This window comes from Vreelandella sp. 2A-K22 (assembly GCF_054065485.1).
In genome coordinates, this window is record NZ_JBSUGC010000013.1 from 136,951 (window position 1) to 155,922 (window position 18,972).

Below are 18,972 nucleotides of genomic sequence, written 5' to 3' on the forward strand. Positions count from 1 at the left end.
CCAAGCCATACGCTTATTGCATGGCATCCTGCACGACTAGCCGGAGAGCGCGTTGATTTTATTTCGATATCTAACTCGCGAAGTGTTACTCACCATGTCGGCAGTCGCTGGCATTCTACTGCTGGTGATTATGGGCAGCCGCTTTATCCGCTATTTTTCGGACGCGGCGGAGGGCGATATTCCCGTCACCATGCTAGGCAGTCTGATGATGTTTCACCTGCCTGGCTTTATGGAACTGATTCTACCGCTGTCGTTTTTTCTAGGCATCCTGCTCGCCTACGGGCAGCTCTATATGAACAGCGAAATCACTGTAATGGTCGCCTGTGGGATGAGCCCCACGCGATTGTTGAAAGTGACTTTGCTGCCCGCCAGCGTCGTCGCGGTACTGGTCGGTGTCTGCAGCCTGTGGCTAACGCCTTTTGGGGCGCTGCAAACCGAGACCGCGCTGGAAGAACAGCGCAGTCGCCTGGATGTTTCCGTGTTGGCGCCGGGGCGCTTTCAAGAGTTCGGCGGTGGCCGTACCGCTTACATCGGCAGCTTCTCAAGCGACGGAACGGAAATGCAGGATGTGCTGGTGCACGAGCAGAACCAGCAGGGCGATGAAGGTACTCACGATTACGTTACCCGGGCGGCATCGGGCTATCAGGAAACCCGCCTCGAAACGGGTAGCCGTTTTCTGGTGTTGGATGACGGTGAGCGCTACGGGGTGACGCCGGGCGATAAGAGCGCCGAGCGGCTAACGTTTGAGCGTTATACATTGCGACTAGGGCTGAATCGCGACCGGCAGGAACTGGATTCACTGGAGTACGCCACTACGCCTGCGCTATGGAGTAATCCAAGCCCCCGTGCCCAAGCCCAGTGGCAGTGGCGGGCAGGGCTCCCGCTTATGGTGTTTGTGCTGGCCTTGATGGCGCAGCCGCTTTCCCGGGTTAATCCCCGCCAGGGTCGCTTTGGCAAACTGCTGCCCGCGGTATTTTTATACGTCGCCTATCTTAGTCTGCTGCTCGCGGTTGTCGATGCGATTGGCAGTGGCACTTGGTCCACCACGCTGGGCGTGTGGCCCGTGCATGGGCTGTTTTTAGGGCTGGGCCTATTATTGCTATGGCGCTCGCAACGCAAGGGGATGCGCTAATGGTGCTTGACCGTCTTGATCGTTATATCGCCCGCAACGTGCTGGCGGCCATTATCGTCGTTCAGTTCGTGCTGCTGGGGTTGGATATTACCATCGCTTATATCGATGATTTAGGCGATGTGCAGGCGGGCTATACCGCCTTCGATGCGCTGCTTTACCTGCTAATGCGCACGCCTTGGCGATTCTATCAGTACGCCCCGGTAGCCGTATTAATTGGCGCGCTGATTGGTTTAGGCAGCATGGCTTCCAGCAATGAGCTTACCGTTATGCGCGCCGCTGGGCGTTCTCTGGCGCGCATTGTGTGGGGGGTGATGAAACCCGTGCTGGTGGTCGTGGTCGTGGTGCTGTTAGTTGCCGAATACGTTAGCCCACGCACCGAGCAGTATGCCGAGGCGTGGCGGCTGGAAAAACTCCAGGGTGAAGGCGCCGTGTTGACCAGTCGCAGCGGCTGGCAGATAGAGGGCGACAGCGTCTACCGTTTTGGGGCAATTCGCGCGGATAACGTCGTGCTCGATTTAACCCGCTATCGCTTTGATGATCGCCAGCTGGTCGAAGCCACATATGCTCAGCGCGCACACTGGGAAAACGATGCCTGGCGTTTGGAAAACGTCGCTACCACGCGTATTTTTGACGATCACACTGAGTCTGAGCAGACGGCAAGCATGGGCTGGGACACCTCTTTCACCCCCACCCAGCTAGAGAGGCTGCTGCGCGATATTGAGAGTCAGGCGCCCAGCGAGCTTTGGGCCTATGCCCAGTTCCTTGAAGAGCAGAACCTGCAGAATGATCAGGCACTGCTGTATTTTTGGCAGAAGATGCTGATGCCGCTCACCATGGGGTCGCTGGTGCTGATTGCCGCCTCCTTTGTATTTGGCCCGCTGCGCACCGTGGCCGCTGGTACTCGGGTGTTTTATGGCGTTGTCACTGGGCTGAGCTTTAAGTACGTTCAGGATCTACTGGCGCCCGCCTCGACGATATTTGGCTTTTCTCCCGTCTGGGCCGTACTGGTGCCGACTCTGGCGTGCGCCGGGGTCGGGATCTATTTTCTACGTCGCAATGGTTAATGCCGCAATAGTTAGCCATCACAGCCTCGTATCGTCCAGAAACAGCCAGCAACCACGAAGAGAACTATGCAAACACGACGCTTTACTCAGTTGGACAGCGTATGGCCAGCCGGCCTTGGCCGACGACTGGGCGCCATGCTGTATGACGGCTTTTTGGTCACCGCGATTTGGATTGCGGTGACCGTCGTGCATATGCTGTTTTTCCGCTATGTGCTTGGTCAGCAGCCCGAGGAGATTGGCACCACGGCCAGCGATGTTTTGAGTTTGCAGCTCTTGCTGGTGTTTTTTGTCACACTGTTTTTTGTTTTCTCCTGGTCGCGCGGTGGTATGACCTTGGGTATGCAGGCATGGCGATTACGTGTGCAAACGGTAGACGGGTATTCACTGAACTTGAAGCAGTGCCTCATCCGCTGCGCGGTGGCGTGGTTCTCGCTGCTGGCGTTTGGTTTGGGCTACTTATGGGTGCTGTTCGATAAACAGCGGCGTAGCTGGCCGGATATTGCTTCCAACACGCAAACGGTGGTTTTGCCGAAAAAATAATTTCAGCTGGCATGGGGCAAAAAGTGCTTTTACGCCAGTATGTTATTTTGCGGCTCTTGCTTACTAAGACGAATGGCTAGCAAAGAGCAGTAATTTCTACTTGATAAGATGTATGCGAATCATTTACATTCATCTCATGATTTCTATGAGGTGTCGCCATGTACGTTTGCGTGTGCAAGGGAGTAACCGACCATCAGATTCGCCAGCACGTTAGCGACGGAGCGCGCAGCTGGCGAGAAGTACGCGAAGCAACCGGCTGCGCAACGCAGTGCGGTAAGTGCGCGTGCTACGCTAAATCAATTACCCGCGATGCCGTTCAGGAAGCACGTCAAGAAGCCGATATGGGCCTTGCCTACGCCGTGTGACGCGAATCACTATTGTTAGGGTTATCTTTAGCAAATAACTGATTTGCTTGAACTTTTAGTCATCTTATCTATACTCTCAGAAACGCTGGGGGTATAGCTATTTGCGCCTATACTCTTCTCCAAACGTAACTGCTTGATCGTATTGTCTAAACTAGATTAAACATCAGCATTACAGTAGAAAGGTGACGTCATGAAAGGTGATACGAAAGTTATTGAGCATCTCAATAAGGCGCTCGGCAACGAACTGGTTGCGATCAATCAGTACTTTTTGCACGCCAAAATGTATAAAGATTGGGGTCTGAAAGCCCTCGCCAAATGGGAATACGATGAGTCCATCGAAGAGATGCAGCACGCTGACAAGATCATCGAGCGTATCCTGTTCCTCGAAGGTATCCCCAACCTGCAAGACCTGGGCAAGCTGCACATCGGCGAAAACGTCAAAGAGATGCTCGAAAGCGATCTAAAAATTGAGCACGACGGCCGCAACGACTACATCGAAGCGATCACCTATTGCGAAAGCGTTAAAGATTACGTGACTCGCGATATGCTGCGTGACCTGCTCGCCGACGAAGAAGACCATATCGACCACATCGAAACGGAACTTGGTTTGATCGACAAGGTGGGTATTCAGAATTATATGCAGCGTCAAATGCAGATGGCAGGCGACGAGTAAAACGCTATCGCGCGTATGTCGCGTATGTATAGAAGTAAGCTAGCAACCAAAACTAGCTAAAAAGCAGCCAGTCAGGGCTAACTGACTGGCTGCTTTCGTTCTAAAGTCTCCTTTTATCTATCGATTTTCCTGCTTCCCTTTTCCCCTATGCGTTCCTTCACTACTTACCCATCTTCGCGGCAGCCTGGGTTTAGCGTTGAGGTGTGCCGATAGCCAACGGCGCTAACTTAGCCTGTGAGTGTCATAAGCCTGACATCGCCATGGTGTTGGATAGTTAATCGGGTATAGCAAGTTTAATAACTTAATCAGTCGTTTCTTAAGCTTAAGCAAGGGATTAACTCCATCATGATACTCAAACGCAGACCAATCCTGTTGGCGCTGGCTGCTGTGCTGGCCGCCACGCAAGCGGCAGGCGCGGCAGATAAGCATTTCAACCGCATCGCCAGCTTCGCGGTTCCCGATAACATGGCCGAGGGCGAGGATCGTACACGCGAGACCGCGCCTGAAATCATTGCTGCCTCCGGTGATGGCATGACGCTGGTGTATACCGATAGCCCGCTGGGCGTGATCGGGCGCATCAATATCAGCGACCCGGCTAATCCGCAACCGCTGGGTAATATCGTTATGGACGGTGAGCCTACGGCCGTATCGGTGCTCGGCAATATGGCCTATGTCGGAGTGAATACATCGGCTTCCTACAGCGAACCTTCCGGGGAACTGCGTACGGTCGATTTAGCCAGTGGCGAGATACTCGCCTCCTGCCCGCTGGACGGACAGCCCGATAGTGTGGCTTCCGCTGCGGCCCCCGATGGGCGCTTTGTCGCTGTCGCCATTGAGAACGAACGCGACGAAGAGGCGGGTGATGGACGTGTACCGCAGATGCCCGGCGGTTCCGTGGCACTGGTGGAGATCAATGCGGAAGGGCTGGTTAACTGCGACAGCCTGCTCTACGCCGACGTAACCGGGCTCGCCGAGATCGCCCCCGAGGATCCCGAGCCGGAGTTTGTCGATATCAATACCCTGGGTGAGACCGTCGTCACCGTGCAGGAGAACAACCACCTGGTGGTGCTCGACTACGCCGGAAAGGTGGTGGCGGATTTCAGTGCCGGGACTGTCGACCTGGACGGCATTGACGCCAGCGATGACGGTGCGCTGATTTTCAACGAGCAGCAAGCCGAGCGCCTGCGTGAGCCGGACGCTTTGCAGTGGATCGACAACGACCACTTCGCTATTGCCAACGAAGGCGATATGGATGGCGGCGCGCGCGGCTGGACGATCTTCAACAAGCGTGGCGAGGTGGTATACGAGTCAGGTACTTCATTCGAGCGCGCGGTGATTGAAGCGGGTCACTACCCCGATAAGCGTTCGGATGCCAAAGGCAGCGAGCCGGAGGGGATGGAGTTTGCGGTGTTCGAAGGTACGCCCTATGTCTTCCTGCTTTCCGAGCGCGGCTCGCTGGTGGGCGTTTATGACGTTAGCAACCTGGCCGAACCGCAGCTCACCCAGCTACTGCCCTCGGGCCTGTCTCCCGAAGGCGCCGTGGCGATTCCCAGCCGTGGCCTGTTAGCCACCGCCAATGAAGGGGATCTGGGCGAAGACGGCGGCCCCCGCGCCCATGTCATGATTTATCAATACCAGGATGCGCCAGCGGTCTATCCCACCCTGACCTCGGCGGGCGCTGATGAACTGATCGGCTGGGGCGCACTTTCCGGTTTGGTCGCCGCTGATGACATGCTCTACGCGGTCAACGACAGCTTCTACAGCGCCCAGCCGCGCATCTTTACCATCGACCCTTCTGCGTCCCCTGCGCGGATTACTGCAGCGCTTGATGTAACCCGCAACGGTGAGTCAGCCCTGGGGCTCGATATGGAGGGTATTACCACCGATGGTGAAGGCGGTTTCTGGATCGCTTCCGAAGGGAATGCTAAAGACCTTGCCAATACCCTCTATCATGTCGATGCAGATGGCGCGATTACCGATGAGATTGCGTTACCCGATGTGCTCGCCCAGCAGGCGCTGAAGTGGGGGCTGGAAGGCGTTACGCGGATTGATAATCAGCTCTGGCTGGCGGTACAGCGCCCCTGGCAGGATGACCCCAAAGGCATGGCCAAGCTGCTGCGTTTTGATATCGACAGTGGCGAGTGGGGCGCTGTTCATTACCCGCTGGATAACGTGGAACAGGGCTGGATTGGCCTCTCCGAAATCACCGCCCATGGCGATTGGCTGTATTTGATCGAGCGCGACAACCAGATCGGCGCCGAGGCGAAGGTCAAGCAAGTGACCCGCATTGCACTGGACGGCCTGGAACCCGTCCCGCTGGGCGGTGAGCTGCCGGTGGTCGAGAAACAGCTAGTACGCGACCTGATTCCCGACCTAGCCAGCTACAACGGCTTTGTGGTGGACAAGATTGAAGGAATGGCGGTCAACGATAATGGCAACGCCTGGCTGGTCAGCGACAACGACGGTGTGGACGATAGTTCCGGCGAGACCTACTTCTGGTCGATACCGCTGGAGTAGTTCCCTGCCTGTATTCGTCTATACCGCAGCAGCATGGAAGCGATAAACATGAGGAGTAGGGGAGAAAAGGTAGGATAAAAGAGATAGGAGAAAAAGCGAGGGCGCGCATCAAACACGGTTATGTGGCTGATGTGTGCCCTTTTTTGTGGCGTGGCTCTTGTGTGGAGAGTGTCTTGTGAAGAGCGTCCTGTGAAGAGAGTGTGGCGGTAACGTTATGGAGCGCCTAACTATTTAGCTGCAATTTTAGCTGCAATCGCCTCACCGCTGTCCACAAACTGGCTCGGTACCGCCGGTTCATCAACGGCAAAAGTTGCCCGGCTTAGGCGACGGACACGCTTCATAAACAGCGCAATGCAAAGGAGCGTACCTAACGCGGCCACCACATAGCTTAGCTGCAGCGGTAGACCAAAACCGATCGGCGCGTAGGCTAAGTAGGTAAACGTGGCCATGGTCATAAAGGTGGCTGGGATTGAGGTAATCCAGTGAGGCTTACGCGACAGCACCAGGTACATAGTACCCACCCACAGCGCGATCACGGCGGTGGTTTGGTTCGCCCAGGAGAAGTAGCGCCACAGCAGTGTGAAGTCCATGTGCGTTAACGCGTAAGACACCACAAATAGCGGTAGAGCGACCATGACGCGCTTCATAATCGGCTTTTGATCGATCTTAATGTAGTCGGCGATGATCATCCGCGCGCTGCGGAAAGCGGTATCGCCAGAGGTGATCGGCAGCACAATAACGCCGAGTACCGCCAGGGTGCCGCCTATAGCGCCGAGCATGGTGGTAGAAACTTCGCTTACCACCGCAGCAGGGCCACCGGCCGCCAGCACATCGGAAAGCGACTGGTCGCCGTAGAACAGGCTCATGGCGGCGGCCGCCCAGACCATCGCGATAATGCCTTCGGTGATCATCATGCCGTAGAAAATTTTGCGACCATTGGTTTCGTTTTGGGTGGTGCGCGAAATAATCGGCGTTTGGGTGGCATGAAAACCTGAAAGCGCGCCGCAGGAGATGGTTAAAAACAGCAGCGGGAAAATCGGTGCGGCGTCAGGGTGCATGTTCTGGAACGAGAGCTCAGGAATTGGAGCGCCCGTGATGATCAAGCCGATACCGATACCCGCCGCGCTGAACAGCAGCAGGGCGCCAAAATAGGGGTAGATACGGCCAATGACCTTATCAATCGGCAGCAGGGTGGCGATCAAGTAATAAATAAAGATAGCGACGATGATCAGCGTTAACGACAGCGAGGTCATATTGGCCAGCAGCGCCGCAGGCGAGGTGACGAATACCGTACCGACTAAAAGCAGCAGCAGAATCGCGAAACCATTGACCACATGCTTCATCGCTTTACCCAGGAACTTGCCGGCCAGTTGCGGCAGGTGAGCGCCGTGGTTGCGGATCGAGATCATGCCGGTCAGGTAATCGTGAACAGCACCGGCAAAGATACAGCCAATCACAATCCACACAAACGCCACTGGCCCATACAGAGCGCCGAGAATCGGGCCAAAAATAGGGCCGACACCGGCAATGTTTAATAACTGAATGAGTGAATTGCGCGTAGTGTTCATCGGGACATAGTCGATGTTGTCGCGCATGCTGAAAGCGGGCGTCTGACGCTTGCGGTCAGTTACAAACACACGCTCAACGAATTTCCCATAGGTAAAGTAGCCCGCTATCAGCAGCAGGATCGATACGATAAAGGTGATCATCTAAGGTACCTAGAGCAGTGAGGGGGGTGGGCGAGCATGCCGGAGAGCATGCAAGCAGGCACTTCTTTAGCAGAGCTGAATGTACAGATAACCACTATAAAATCACAGTTAGACTTTAGTGGGCCGTAAGCAAAAAAAATGGACAGCCGAGTGGCTGCCCATTTTGTCGATTAACAACAACGGTAAAGCTTAAGACTCAACGACGCCACAGGCCATCCGGGTGCCGCCGCCGCCCAGGTGGGGTTCATCTTTGTAGGTGTCGCCACCTTCATGAATCATCAGGCTGCGCCCCGGCATATCTTCCATGCTTAGGCGAGGGGCTAGAACGGGTAGACTGGCTTCTCCCTCTTCATTAACGGTTAGCACCGGCAGATCGCCTAAATGACCTTCGCCATAGGGGCCTTGGTGCGTGCCGGTTTCTTCGGGGTCATAGTGACCACCTGCTGACAGCGCAGCGGTCATTTCGCCGCTGTCATTCTCGGCAGGGTCGCAGCTGGCGTTCTGGTGGACGTGAAAACCGTAAACACCGGGCTCAAGATCCATCAGCGAAGGTGTCAGCAGTAAGCCGTGATCCGTATGCTCAAGGGATACGGTACCGATTGACTCTTCATTACCCTCGGTGCTGACTTTATGCATCTCGACATCAAGCGTTTCATTGGCTTGTGCCGCTGAGGTAGCGAGCAGCAGCGAGGCGGCAATAGCGGTAAGCGTTGTTGAGAAACGTATAGTTGAATAGCGCATGTTGATCTCCTTCCGAATCCATGGAAACGCTGTAGCAGCGTTGCTTACTCAAGGTAGTTGGCTAGCAGTTACATTGCCAATTTAACGTGCCGAAGCAAAGGATACATCTTGCAAATTCAATAACGTAGAAGCGAGTGCCTGAGTGCGCGGCACCAGTGTGTCCAGCAAACAGTACTCTTCGTCAGTGTGCATTTTTGCGCCGACAGGGCCAAGACCGCACAGAGTGGGAATGCCCAGGCTGGCCGTCCAGCCCGCATCAGAACAGCCGCCAGTGAATTCGCCGTCAACAGCAAACCCGATCGCCTTAGCCTGAACCTGATAAAGCTCAAACAGCGCGCTGCTCATACGCGCTTCGAGAGGATAAAATTCAGAGGTTTGTTCTATGGTCGCAAGAGTGCCGGGAATGTCGGGTTCCGCGATAATCGCCTCAATGGCTTTATACAGCTGATCACGCTGGGCGGTGGTAACAAAACGAGTGTCCAACTGTGCCGACGCGAAAGGCGCGACGGTATTGCGTGACACGCCTCCGGTGATGGTGCCCACATTGGTGGTGATGCCTGCCTCATAGTCGGTTATCGCATGCAGCTTGATGATTTTTCGAGCGAGTGTTTCTATCGCGCTGGCGCCATCGGCATGGCTAACCCCCGAGTGGGCGGCCTTGCCAGCGACTTCGATTAAGAAACCAGCGCCCCCTTTGCGGCCCGTCACCACATTGCCGCTGACCCGCCCTGGCTCGACATTTAAGGCGGCGCGTGCCCCCTGGGCAGCCGCTTCGATAAACGCCCGCCCATCCGGCGAGCCAATTTCCTCATCGGCAGTAAACAGGGCGCGAACGGGTAGGGGGCAGGTGGGCAGGCGGCTTAGCGCACGCATAACAAAGCAGTTCATCACCAGGCCGCTTTTCATATCGGCAACGCCTGGGCCAAAGCCGATATTGTCTTGCTGGGTATAGCCTCGGCCCGCCACCGTACCGGTGGGGAAAACCGTATCCCGGTGGCCCATGAGTAAGACATGGCCTTGACCCGTTCCCCCCAGATGAGCTTCCAAAATATCGCCTGAGTCAGGGCGCTGGTGGCGTATAACCATGATGCCATCCTGCTCAAGCCACTGAGTGATCAGGTCGGCAACCGCATCGGTACCCGCTTTGTCATAGCTGTTGGAGTCGATATTGACCAACGCCTCAAGGCAATCTTGCATCGCCTGCTGCTGGCCTTCCAGCCACGCGCAAACCTGTTGGGTTAGTTCGTCTTGCATAAGGCTTTCTCTCTCATGATGTCTGATCCTTGGTCACTCAAATCCCAGAATAGCCCCGCCATTAAGATCAGTGCCTCTGAAGCGATGCTCCCCAATAGGTGTTCGTCAGGCGCGTGCTGGGAGCAGGAGGGGTAGGAGTGTGGAACCCATAGCGTGGGTAAGCCCAGGGTTTCGGCAAACACATCGTTGGGTAACGAGCCGCCTAAATTAGGTAGCAGCGTCGGCGTTTTATGGGTGGAGCGTTGCATAGAGGCCAACGCCCAGCCCACCCAGGGGTCTTCAGGATCGAGTCGTGTCGCCGCCATTTGCGACATGCGCGCAGCGCTTACCTCAATATCGTGATAGCCGTGTTGATCCAGATGATGGCGTAAATGGACTAGAAAATTGTTCTGGTCGCTGCCCACCACATAACGCAGTTGGCAGTGGGCATAGGCCTTTGGCGGAATAGCATTGGCCGGGGCATCCGGGTTGCCCGCCTTCATGGCGAGTACTTCTAAGGTATTCCAGCCAAACAGTCGTTCAGCGGGCGATAGTCCTGGCTCACCCCAGTTAGTGTCGATAGTGGGGGCATTGTCGCCGACGCCGACTTCCAATGCGGCGAGCGCTTTACGCACGGCTTCGGGTATTGGGTCAGGCCGTAGGCCTTGGATTTGAATAACGCCGTTGGCATCCACCAGTGTGGCGAGTGCATTGGCCAGACGCACCGCAGGGTTTTTTAATACGCCACCCCAGTTGCCCGAGTGGTGAGCGCCTTCACGGGCCTGGAGTTTAAGGTCGAAATTGAAGGAACCCCGTGAACCTAAAAACAGCGTGGGAGCGTCGGCATTCAAACGCGGCCCATCTGAGCCAATAAACACATCGGCGGCGAGGCGGTCACGGTAGCGGTGGCAGATCTCTTTTAAGCCAGGGGAGCCCGTCTCCTCGCCCATTTCCAGCACCAGCTTAACGTTATAGCCCAGGCGCCCATTGCTTGCTTTCAGCACGCAGCCCAGCGCGGCTAAATTGATGGTGTGCTGGCCTTTGTTATCCGCCGTGCCACGTCCGTACCAGCGATCCCCTTGCTGGGTGATTTTCCAGGGCGAAAGACCTTCAGCCCATTGGTCGTCATAGCCGCGGATGACATCGCCATGACCGTAAGTTAATACGCTGAACGAGGCTTCTGGCTCAAGGCGTTCAGCAAGCAGAAACGGCCCAAACCCTTCAGCCGGGTTATCAACAATGTCCCAGCTAAAACCGAGCTGCTCAATATCCGGAATGATCTGTTCAGTAAGGTAGCGGTGAAGCTCTTCCTGTCTATTCGATTCCTGGCTTTCGCTGCGGATGGCAATGCGCGGGGCAAGCTGGTCATAAAAATCGCCGCTGTCAAAGTAAGCTTTGGCATGATCTAAGGCGTGTTGGCGCGTCATAGGCACTCCTTTTAACGTTAAATATTGATTAAATATGTTTAGGCAAGGTGGCAGGCGACACGCGCCTGGCTGCCCTTGCCAAAAGCTTGACCGGAAGCATGCGTAATAGCGCTCAGCTTGGGTGTCTGCTCTGAGCATTGCGGTTGAGCGATTGGGCAGCGGGGGTGAAAAGCGCAGCCTGAAGGTGGCTGAGTGGGGTCGGGCTGGCCTGCCCCCAGGCCTATGTCGGGCACGCCTAGACCTGGCTCCGGGGTCAACGCGGAAGCGAGTAGCGCTTGGGTATATGGGTGGCGTGGTGAGGTGAAGATTTGCTCACGGGTACCCTCTTCGACAATCTGGCCTAGATACATGACCGCGAGCCGGTCCGCGAGATGTTCGACCACGGCGAGGTCGTGGCTAATAAACAGGTAGGTAAGGCCAAACTCATCTTTAAGGTCGAGCAGTAGATTGAGGATCTGCGCCTGGATCGATACATCCAGCGCGGAAGTGGGTTCGTCACAAATCACCAGATCAGGGCGCATAATTAGCGCTCTGGCAATCGCCACCCGCTGGCGCTGCCCCCCTGACATTTGCCCGGGGCATTGCTGGGCGGCGCGTTTGGGTAGGCCGACCAGGTCAAGCATCTGATCGACCTTCGCTGCCTGTTCACGGGGCGTGCCTAGCGCGTGAATACGTAGCGGTAGACCAACGATCTGAGCAATCCGCTGGCGTGGGTTAAGCGACGAATAAGGGTCTTGGAAGATCGGCTGTATATGCCGGGCCAGTGCCTTTTGGTTAGCGTTAACAATCGCTTTGCCATTGATCAGCACATCGCCTGAACTAGGGGGTGTCAGCCCCAGCAGCATCTTGGCCAAGGTGCTCTTGCCACAGCCTGATTCGCCCACCAGCCCCATCACCTGGCCGCGCGGAACGCGTAGCGATACCTCATTGACTGCTTTTAAGGTTTGAGGCTTATGTAGCATGCCACCGCCCAGTTTGAACGTTTTAGACAGCGCGCAGAGTTCGAGGGCAAGAGGATCCATACTGTTTGCAGGAGAGGTGGTGTTTGTCATGACGTTACCTCCTGATCGTTTAGTGGCGCTGGGCTGGCTAGCTGATGGGCAAAGTGGCAGCGTGAAAAGTGCTCGCCTGCCACTGCCTGTAAGGGGGGCGTGGTTCGGCACCGCTCATCCGCTTGATCGCAGCGATTGCAAAAGGCGCAGCCCTCGATTTTGCCTACCAAGCTGGGCACTACGCCTGGGATCGCCTGCAAACGACTGCCTGGCAGTGTCTTGCCGGGCGTCGGTATGCAGCGCAACAAACCTTGGGTATAGGGATGGCTGGGGGCTTTAAAGAGGGCCTGTGCAGAGGCGGTTTCAATCACTTCGCCGGCATACATCACGGCGACCCGGTCGGCGATACGCGCAACGACACCCAAGTCGTGGGTGATGAAAATGATCGCCGTGCCAAACTCCTGCTGTAAGTCGCGTAGCAGGTGCAGGATTTGCGCCTGAATCGTCACATCTAATGCAGTGGTGGGTTCATCGGCGATGATCAAATCGGGTTCACACATTAGTGCCATGGCGATCATCACCCGCTGGCGCAACCCGCCCGAAAGCTGGTGGGGATATTGGCGCATTCGCTCTTCTGCAGCGCTAATGCCGACTCGTTTAAGCAAATAGAGGGCGCGATCGTGGGCCGCTTGACTCGATACCCGCTGGTGGCGGCGCAGGGCTTCGCAGAGCTGATTGCCCAGGGTGTAGGCGGGGTTGAGGGCGGTCATGGGCTCTTGAAAAATCATCGCCATGCGTGCACCGCGAAGATTGCTGCGCTCGCGTTCAGGCACCGTAAGGAGATCAACGCCGTCAAAGTTGAGGCAGTCGGCGTTTACCTGCGCCTTGCGCGGCAGTAGGCCCATTAATGCCAGCGAGGTCATGGATTTACCACAGCCTGATTCACCTACAAGACAGAGCATTTCTCCACGCTCAACGTGAAAGTCGATACCCCGTACCGCGTGAAGGGTGCCCTTTGCCACGGGCAAGTCGACGCGCAGCTGTTTAACCGTCAGTAGAGGCGAGCTTGTTGCCGCGGAATGCTCAGCGGTTGATAGATTACTCATTGCGGCCTCCCGGTGCGCTGAGATCGCGCAGTCCATCACCCAGCAAGTTAATCGCCAGCACTAGCATAAACAGCGCACCGCCGGGGATCGTAATCACCCAGGGCTGAAAGAACATATAGGTTTTGCCTTCGGCGATCATTAGCCCCCAGGAGGGCGAGGGTGGCTGCACACCCATGCCTAGAAATGACAGCGTTGCTTCGAGCAAAATGGCGTTGGCGACCTCAAGGGTGGCGACGACAATCAACGCGCCTGCAATGTTAGGAAGCACTTCGCGTAGCAGAATGTAGGGCAGAGGGCAGCCCAACGCCTGGGCGGCTTGCACATACTCGGCATCGCGCAGTTGCTGGGTGGCCGAGCGGGCGACGACCGCGAAACGATCCCATAGCAGCAGGCCTAGCAGTAGCGTAACGGTTAGCATTGATCCGCCGATCAGCGAGGCCATGGCCAGCGCCACTAACACCACGGGCATGGCCAGGCGGGTGGTCAGCAGGTAACTCACCACCGCATCAACGCGACCACCAAAGTAGCCCGCCAAGACCCCCAGAGTGGTACCAATCAGGCCGGAAATCAGCGCGACCACCAACCCAATAAACAGCGAAATTCGCGCGCCAAAGATAAGGCGGCTCAGGTAGTCGCGGCCAAGGCGGTCGGTACCTAAGGGGTGCGTCCAGCTACCGGTGTCGTGCCAAAAAGGCGGCACCATGCGATTAGCGGTGTCCTGTAAGTAGGGATCATGGGGAGCCAGCCACGGTGCTAGAAGCGCCACAATCCCCAACGAGGCAATGATTAAGAGGCCGATGGCCAAGCTGCGATTATTGAGCGTGCTGCGCCATAGACGCGTCTGCCAAGCAGGAGTTAATTGGCTTTGTAGCGCGGTAGCCGATGGGGTAAGAGAGTCTGTCATGGTGTTCTCCGTTAGCGCGCGCGCAGGCGTGGGTCGAGGGCTGCGTTGAGAATGTCGGCCAGCAGCGTCAACACGATATAGAACAGCGCAATGATCAGTACGATGGCCTGAACGACCGGATAGTCATTGCGTGAAATAGCGTTCCACGCCAACTGCCCCAGCCCGCGTAGTGAAAACACTGTTTCGATAACCACTGACCCGCCGAGCATAAACCCGAGCTCCACGGCGGCCAGCGCGACCACCGGGATCACCGCATTGCGCAAGGCGTGTTTGAAGATCACCGTGCCGGTGCGCAGACCCTTGGCCCGGGCGGTGCGAATGTAGTCTGCCTCCAGTACTTCCAGCATGCCGCTGCGGGTCAGGCGCATCATGGCGGGGGTGGCGTAATAGCCCAGTGCAACGGCCGGTAGCACAAAGCCTTGCCAGCTATCGCTACCTGCGGCTGGAAACCACTGCAGCTTGACGGCAAACACGATGATCAGCGTTAAGCCAAACCAGAAGTTGGGCATTGCCTGGCCGGTGACCGCAATCGCCATGGCCGCGCGGTCTATCCAGCTGCCACGCTTGAGCGCGGCCACAACGCCCAGTGGAATAGACACGCCTAACGCAATCGCCAACGCCAATATTCCTAGGGTCATCGTTACCGGTAGTCGCTCAACGACCAGATCCATGACCTCGCTCTGGTAGTAGTAAGAGCGTCCAAAGTCGAGCTGCACCGCTCCCCATAGCCACGTGGTAAATTGCTCTATCACCGGGCGATCCAGGCCGTACTCAATACGAATTTGCTCGACCTGTTCAGCGGTGGCCTCGGGGCCGCCAATGGAGAGTGCCAAGTCACCCGAGAGCTGCAGCAGACTAAAGCAGAGAACCGAAATAGTCAGAGCGACGCTAAGCGCTATTAGCGTGCGCTTGAAAACAAATGCCCACATAAAGCATCACTCCCTCGCTGTGGAAGGCTAGCCGTGGTGATTTACACGGCTGCCGTTAACTCGATCAGATGCCATCGGTAACGTTATTTCCAGCTCGCCTCGTAGAAACGGGGGAGTTCGTCAGGGTAGGCGGTGAAGTCGAGATCAGCGGTGTGAGCGTAGTAGGTAGAGTAGGAGAACAGCGGTGCCCAGTACGCTTGCTCGGAGATGCGGGCGAACGCTTTTTGGTAGTGCTCTAAGCGCACATCAGGATCTACCGAGGTATCGGCGACCTGCAGCCACTCCTGCACCTGGGTGTCCTGCCAGAGATCGTCAATGCCGCCTGTGAAATAAACGCTGACGAAAGCCGAGACATCGTTAATAGAGAAGGAGCCCCAGGCTTTGAACGACATATCGGTTTGGCCGTTACGCTGGAGCTCCAGCAACGCGGGGGAGGTCATAAAACGCAGGTTGGCATTAATACCTACGGCGCGTAGGTCGCCAATCATTGCTTCGGCGTAATCCCGTTCACGGTAGGCATGAAGGTCAATGTCGAAGCCATCGGCGTAACCGGCCTCGGCGAGTAGTTCGCGGGCTTTGTCAGGGTCGTACTCATACTCAATAACGTCTTGTGTTTCACAGCCAAACTGAGTCGGGAAGCAGGGGGCGTAGAGGGGCTGGCTGCCGCCGCGTACTAGGTCGTTAGCGAGCCCTTCCCGGTTCATCGCATGATTGATGGCTTGGCGTACGCGAAGGTCATTTAGCGGTGAATCTTCTCGGGCCGCGGCATCCAGGCCGATATAACCGACTCGCATGGTTTCGCCGCCTAGCACGCTAAGCTGTGGCATAGCGCTTAACGACTCAGCTTGATCCGACGGCACGCGCCAAATCCAGTCGACTTGACCAGACATTAATTGCGCCATACGTGAGTCCGCGTCGGCAATGGCCTTGAACTCGATATTGGCGATCTCCGGCTGACCAATGGGACTGTCGGCAAAGTAGTCATCAAAGCGTGTCAGGCTAACCCCATCCCCGGGGCGGACGTTGGTAATCCGGTAAGGGCCGGTACCTACGGGCTCACGACTAAAACCCTCGATACCCACTTCCTGGAAATACTCATCGGGGTAAATCGGCATCGGGCCGGAAAGGTACTCAAGGGCTGCCGGGAAAGGCTCTTTGAGGTGAATGCGCACTTGGTAGTCATCAAGCTTCTCAACGCTTTCGATCCAGTCAACATTTTGGCGTGTCACCACTCGCGATTCGGGGGATACCGCGTAGTTGAAGGTGAATGCCACATCATCAGCGTTGAAGGCTTCGCCGTTGTGAAAGGTCACGCCTTCGCGCAGCACAAGATCCAGGGTTTTATCATCGGCCCATTCCCATTCGGTGGCCAAGCGCGGCTCGTACTCGTTGGTTTGCGGGTTGCGGTAGATCAGCGTATCCCAGGCCAAATGGGCGAGGATAACCCCTTCGCGCAGGTTGTTGTGGTAGGGGCTGACGTTCTCGGGTTCGCTGTCAGAGGCATAGACCAGCGTATCGTTGGCCTTGCCAGCCAAGGTGGGTGTCGCGATGCTGAGTAAAGCAAGTGATGTAACGCAGTAGAGAGTTCTGGGTGTTTGCATGCCATACCTCGTTTTTTTAATAAAGGAAGGTTATGAGCGTTTGGCGTACCAGCGAGGCTATTATTTTGTTAGATGAGCCGCCGCCTTGGATTAAAACTAATCTATTGCTTAGGCGTGCCACAAGTGCAATGTTTAGAACTTATCATTGCCATTTTGGCAATTCTTATGGCGAGGGGGAGCCACTATGAATCCACGCGTGTTACAAGAAACGGCGTTACGTTACTTTCTCGAGGTGGTTCGCTGTGGCTCTATTAGTGAAGCCTCAGGGAAGCTAAATGTGGCGCCCTCCGCCATTAGCCGTCAGATTGCCCGGCTGGAAAGCGAGCTGGATACGCTACTGTTTGAGCGCCGTGCGCGCGGTATGGTGCCCAGCGCGGCAGGGGAGTTGCTGGCGATGCATGCCCGCCATATGCAGCTTGAGGCAGACCGTATTGGCAGCGAAATAATGGCCTTGCGTGGGTTACAGCGGGGCAAGGTACGTTTGGCTAGTTCGGAAGGCTTTGCCGTGGATTTTTTACCCGCGGCAATCGCGGCTTTTCGCAAGCGTTACAGCGGTATACATTTCCACCTGATGGTGGGGGCGCCCGCCCAAGCGACTCGGTATGTAAGGGAAGGCGATGCAGATATCGGCATTACTTTTAGCCTCAAGCCTGAGGCGGATATTACCGTTGCCCTTAGGCAGCCCGCGCCCATTATGGCGCTGGTTTCTCCGCACCATGAGCTTGCCGTTAAAAAACATATCTCGCTGGCGCAGCTTCAGCGCTATCCGCTGGCGTTACCCTCGCCAGACACGACCCTGCGCCAGTTGTTTGATATCTGCTGTAGCCGTCAAAACCTGGCGTTTGAATCCATTTTTAGTAGCGATTACACCGAGGCTTTGATTAACTTCGCCATGCTCGGGGGCGGTGTGGCGCTGGCAGGGGAAATATCGGTGCGCTACCGCATTCAGCAACAGCGCTTAGTGGCGATTCCTATTCGAGACCAGGGCATGGATTCCCGCTTTATTGAAGTCCAGACCCTTGCCAAGCGCACATTGCCGACGGCGACGCAGGCATTTTTAGCGTTTCTAAAAGAGCATATTCCGCCTGGGCAACTGCCGCTCTTTCCTACTCCACCAACAATTAACTGCTGATCACCTGCCTTCTTAGCAAGCGCTGGCGTGAATAGCGTATTGCGCGGATGACATCTCACGGCCAAGCCGCGACAATGGCGCCCTGTTTAGATTGTTAGCTTTAACCGGGGAGCGTTATGACGCCACTCAACATCCTCTATCAGGATGAGTATCTCGTCGCGGTGCATAAGCCGTCAGGGCTTTTGGTGCATCGCTCGGCGTTGGCGCGTGGTGAAACCGAATTTCTGCTTCAACGCTTACGCGACCAGCTTGGCAAGCGGGTTTACCCCGTTCACCGGCTGGATCGGCCGACCTCTGGGGTAATGGTATTTGCTCTCTCGTCGGCAGTGGCTGGCCTGCTCAGCGATGCGTTTAGCGAGCGCCAGGTGGAAAAGCGCTACCTGGCAGTGGTGCGCGGTAAAGCACCGGAAAATGAACGTTTGGATTACCCGCTAAGGGAAGAGGACGGTACGCGCCCCAAGGCGGAAATGCCCGCCATGCCCGCGATGACCGATATTCGCCGCCTGGATAGCGTCGAGCTGCCCGTGCAGGTCGACCGCTACCCGGTGGCGCGCTACTCCCTGGTAGAGGCGCGGCCGATGACCGGGCGCCGCCATCAAATTCGCCGCCATCTTTCCCGGCGTGGCTACCCGATTATTGGCGATGCCAAGCACGGTAAAAGTGTCCACAACCGCTTTTTTGCCGAGCAGATGAAGGCTCCGCGCTTACTGCTCGCCGCGACCTATTTGGCCTTTGACCATCCGCTGTTAGACAAGCGTGTACAATTGAGCTGTGCCTTGGATGACACCATGATCGCGCTGTTTAACCAGCTTGGCTGGGCGGGGCATTTACCGCTGGATAGCGTGCGCACGCCGCCCCACACCACGCCTTCCGCCCTTCAAGCGTTATGAGTGAGTTTGTGATGTCC

At 56.3% G+C, this 18,972-nt stretch carries 17 protein-coding genes; 8 read left to right on the forward strand and 9 right to left on the reverse strand.

Annotated features, from left to right (window positions below):
* Positions 1 to 52 precede the first annotated feature (52 nt).
* The 6 genes from lptF to ACW17M_RS17775 all read left to right on the forward strand — a co-directional run bounded on the left by lptF (position 53) and on the right by ACW17M_RS17775 (position 6,291).
* Complete coding sequence (gene lptF / locus ACW17M_RS17750; RefSeq protein ID WP_027957799.1) at positions 53 to 1,132, forward strand: LPS export ABC transporter permease LptF; 1,080 nt, start codon at positions 53 to 55, stop codon at positions 1,130 to 1,132.
* Positions 1,132 to 2,196 carry an LPS export ABC transporter permease LptG gene (gene lptG / locus ACW17M_RS17755; protein ID WP_027957800.1) on the forward strand — a complete coding sequence of 355 codons (1,065 nt, stop codon included), beginning with the start codon at positions 1,132 to 1,134 and terminating at the stop codon, positions 2,194 to 2,196. Before lptF ends, lptG begins: the two co-directional genes overlap by 1 nt.
* Positions 2,197 to 2,262: 66 nt before the next feature.
* Entirely contained in the window at positions 2,263 to 2,736 is a 474-nt protein-coding gene (locus tag ACW17M_RS17760) for an RDD family protein (protein ID WP_041157538.1), read from the forward strand.
* A 158-nt stretch (positions 2,737 to 2,894) separates the two neighbouring features.
* On the forward strand, positions 2,895 to 3,101 hold the full coding sequence (locus ACW17M_RS17765) for a (2Fe-2S)-binding protein (protein ID WP_008959830.1): 207 nt from the start codon (positions 2,895 to 2,897) through the stop codon (positions 3,099 to 3,101).
* A gap of 190 nt (positions 3,102 to 3,291) precedes the next feature.
* Complete coding sequence (gene bfr, locus ACW17M_RS17770; protein WP_009288515.1) at positions 3,292 to 3,774, forward strand: bacterioferritin; 483 nt, start codon at positions 3,292 to 3,294, stop codon at positions 3,772 to 3,774.
* Positions 3,775 to 4,119: 345 nt separating this feature from the next.
* Complete coding sequence (locus tag ACW17M_RS17775) at positions 4,120 to 6,291, forward strand: esterase-like activity of phytase family protein (RefSeq protein WP_457547867.1); 2,172 nt, start codon at positions 4,120 to 4,122, stop codon at positions 6,289 to 6,291.
* Between the two features lie 227 nt (positions 6,292 to 6,518).
* Here the strand turns inward: ACW17M_RS17775 and ACW17M_RS17780 are convergent, their stop codons facing one another.
* From ACW17M_RS17780 to ACW17M_RS17820, 9 genes are all read right to left on the reverse strand, one after another.
* Positions 6,519 to 8,000, reverse strand: coding sequence for a carbon starvation CstA family protein (locus tag ACW17M_RS17780; protein WP_457547868.1), 1,482 nt, complete (start codon positions 7,998 to 8,000; stop codon positions 6,519 to 6,521).
* 189 nt (positions 8,001 to 8,189) lie between these two features.
* The gene (gene sodC, locus ACW17M_RS17785) at positions 8,190 to 8,741 is read right to left on the reverse strand and encodes a superoxide dismutase [Cu-Zn] SodC (RefSeq protein WP_457547869.1); all 552 of its coding nucleotides are present in this window, start codon (positions 8,739 to 8,741) and stop codon (positions 8,190 to 8,192) included.
* An 81-nt stretch (positions 8,742 to 8,822) separates the two neighbouring features.
* Positions 8,823 to 9,995: a M20 family metallopeptidase gene (locus ACW17M_RS17790; protein ID WP_457547870.1), complete on the reverse strand. Its 1,173-nt coding sequence runs from the start codon at positions 9,993 to 9,995 to the stop codon at positions 8,823 to 8,825.
* Entirely contained in the window at positions 9,980 to 11,401 is a 1,422-nt protein-coding gene (locus ACW17M_RS17795) for a M20 family metallopeptidase (RefSeq protein ID WP_457547871.1), read from the reverse strand. The genes ACW17M_RS17790 and ACW17M_RS17795 overlap by 16 nt, the downstream gene beginning before the upstream one ends.
* Positions 11,402 to 11,439: 38 nt before the next feature.
* Positions 11,440 to 12,453, reverse strand: coding sequence for an ABC transporter ATP-binding protein (locus tag ACW17M_RS17800; RefSeq protein ID WP_457547872.1), 1,014 nt, complete (start codon positions 12,451 to 12,453; stop codon positions 11,440 to 11,442).
* Positions 12,450 to 13,499 carry an ABC transporter ATP-binding protein gene (locus ACW17M_RS17805; RefSeq protein ID WP_457547873.1) on the reverse strand — a complete coding sequence of 350 codons (1,050 nt, stop codon included), beginning with the start codon at positions 13,497 to 13,499 and terminating at the stop codon, positions 12,450 to 12,452. The genes ACW17M_RS17800 and ACW17M_RS17805 overlap by 4 nt, the downstream gene beginning before the upstream one ends.
* Positions 13,492 to 14,403: an ABC transporter permease gene (locus ACW17M_RS17810; RefSeq protein ID WP_039860523.1), complete on the reverse strand. Its 912-nt coding sequence runs from the start codon at positions 14,401 to 14,403 to the stop codon at positions 13,492 to 13,494. The genes ACW17M_RS17805 and ACW17M_RS17810 overlap by 8 nt, the downstream gene beginning before the upstream one ends.
* An 11-nt stretch (positions 14,404 to 14,414) precedes the next feature.
* On the reverse strand, positions 14,415 to 15,332 hold the full coding sequence (locus ACW17M_RS17815; RefSeq protein WP_457547874.1) for an ABC transporter permease: 918 nt from the start codon (positions 15,330 to 15,332) through the stop codon (positions 14,415 to 14,417).
* 83 nt (positions 15,333 to 15,415) lie between these two features.
* Positions 15,416 to 16,933, reverse strand: coding sequence for an ABC transporter substrate-binding protein (locus tag ACW17M_RS17820; protein WP_457547875.1), 1,518 nt, complete (start codon positions 16,931 to 16,933; stop codon positions 15,416 to 15,418).
* Positions 16,934 to 17,117: 184 nt separating this feature from the next.
* Here ACW17M_RS17820 and ACW17M_RS17825 point away from each other — a divergent pair, with 184 nt between their 5' ends.
* The gene (locus ACW17M_RS17825; RefSeq protein WP_457547876.1) at positions 17,118 to 18,065 is read left to right on the forward strand and encodes a LysR family transcriptional regulator; all 948 of its coding nucleotides are present in this window, start codon (positions 17,118 to 17,120) and stop codon (positions 18,063 to 18,065) included.
* A 116-nt stretch (positions 18,066 to 18,181) separates the two neighbouring features.
* Positions 18,182 to 18,955, forward strand: a complete 774-nt coding sequence (locus ACW17M_RS17830; protein WP_009288368.1) for a pseudouridine synthase — start codon at positions 18,182 to 18,184, stop codon at positions 18,953 to 18,955.
* The last annotated feature ends 17 nt before the right edge of the window (positions 18,956 to 18,972 follow it).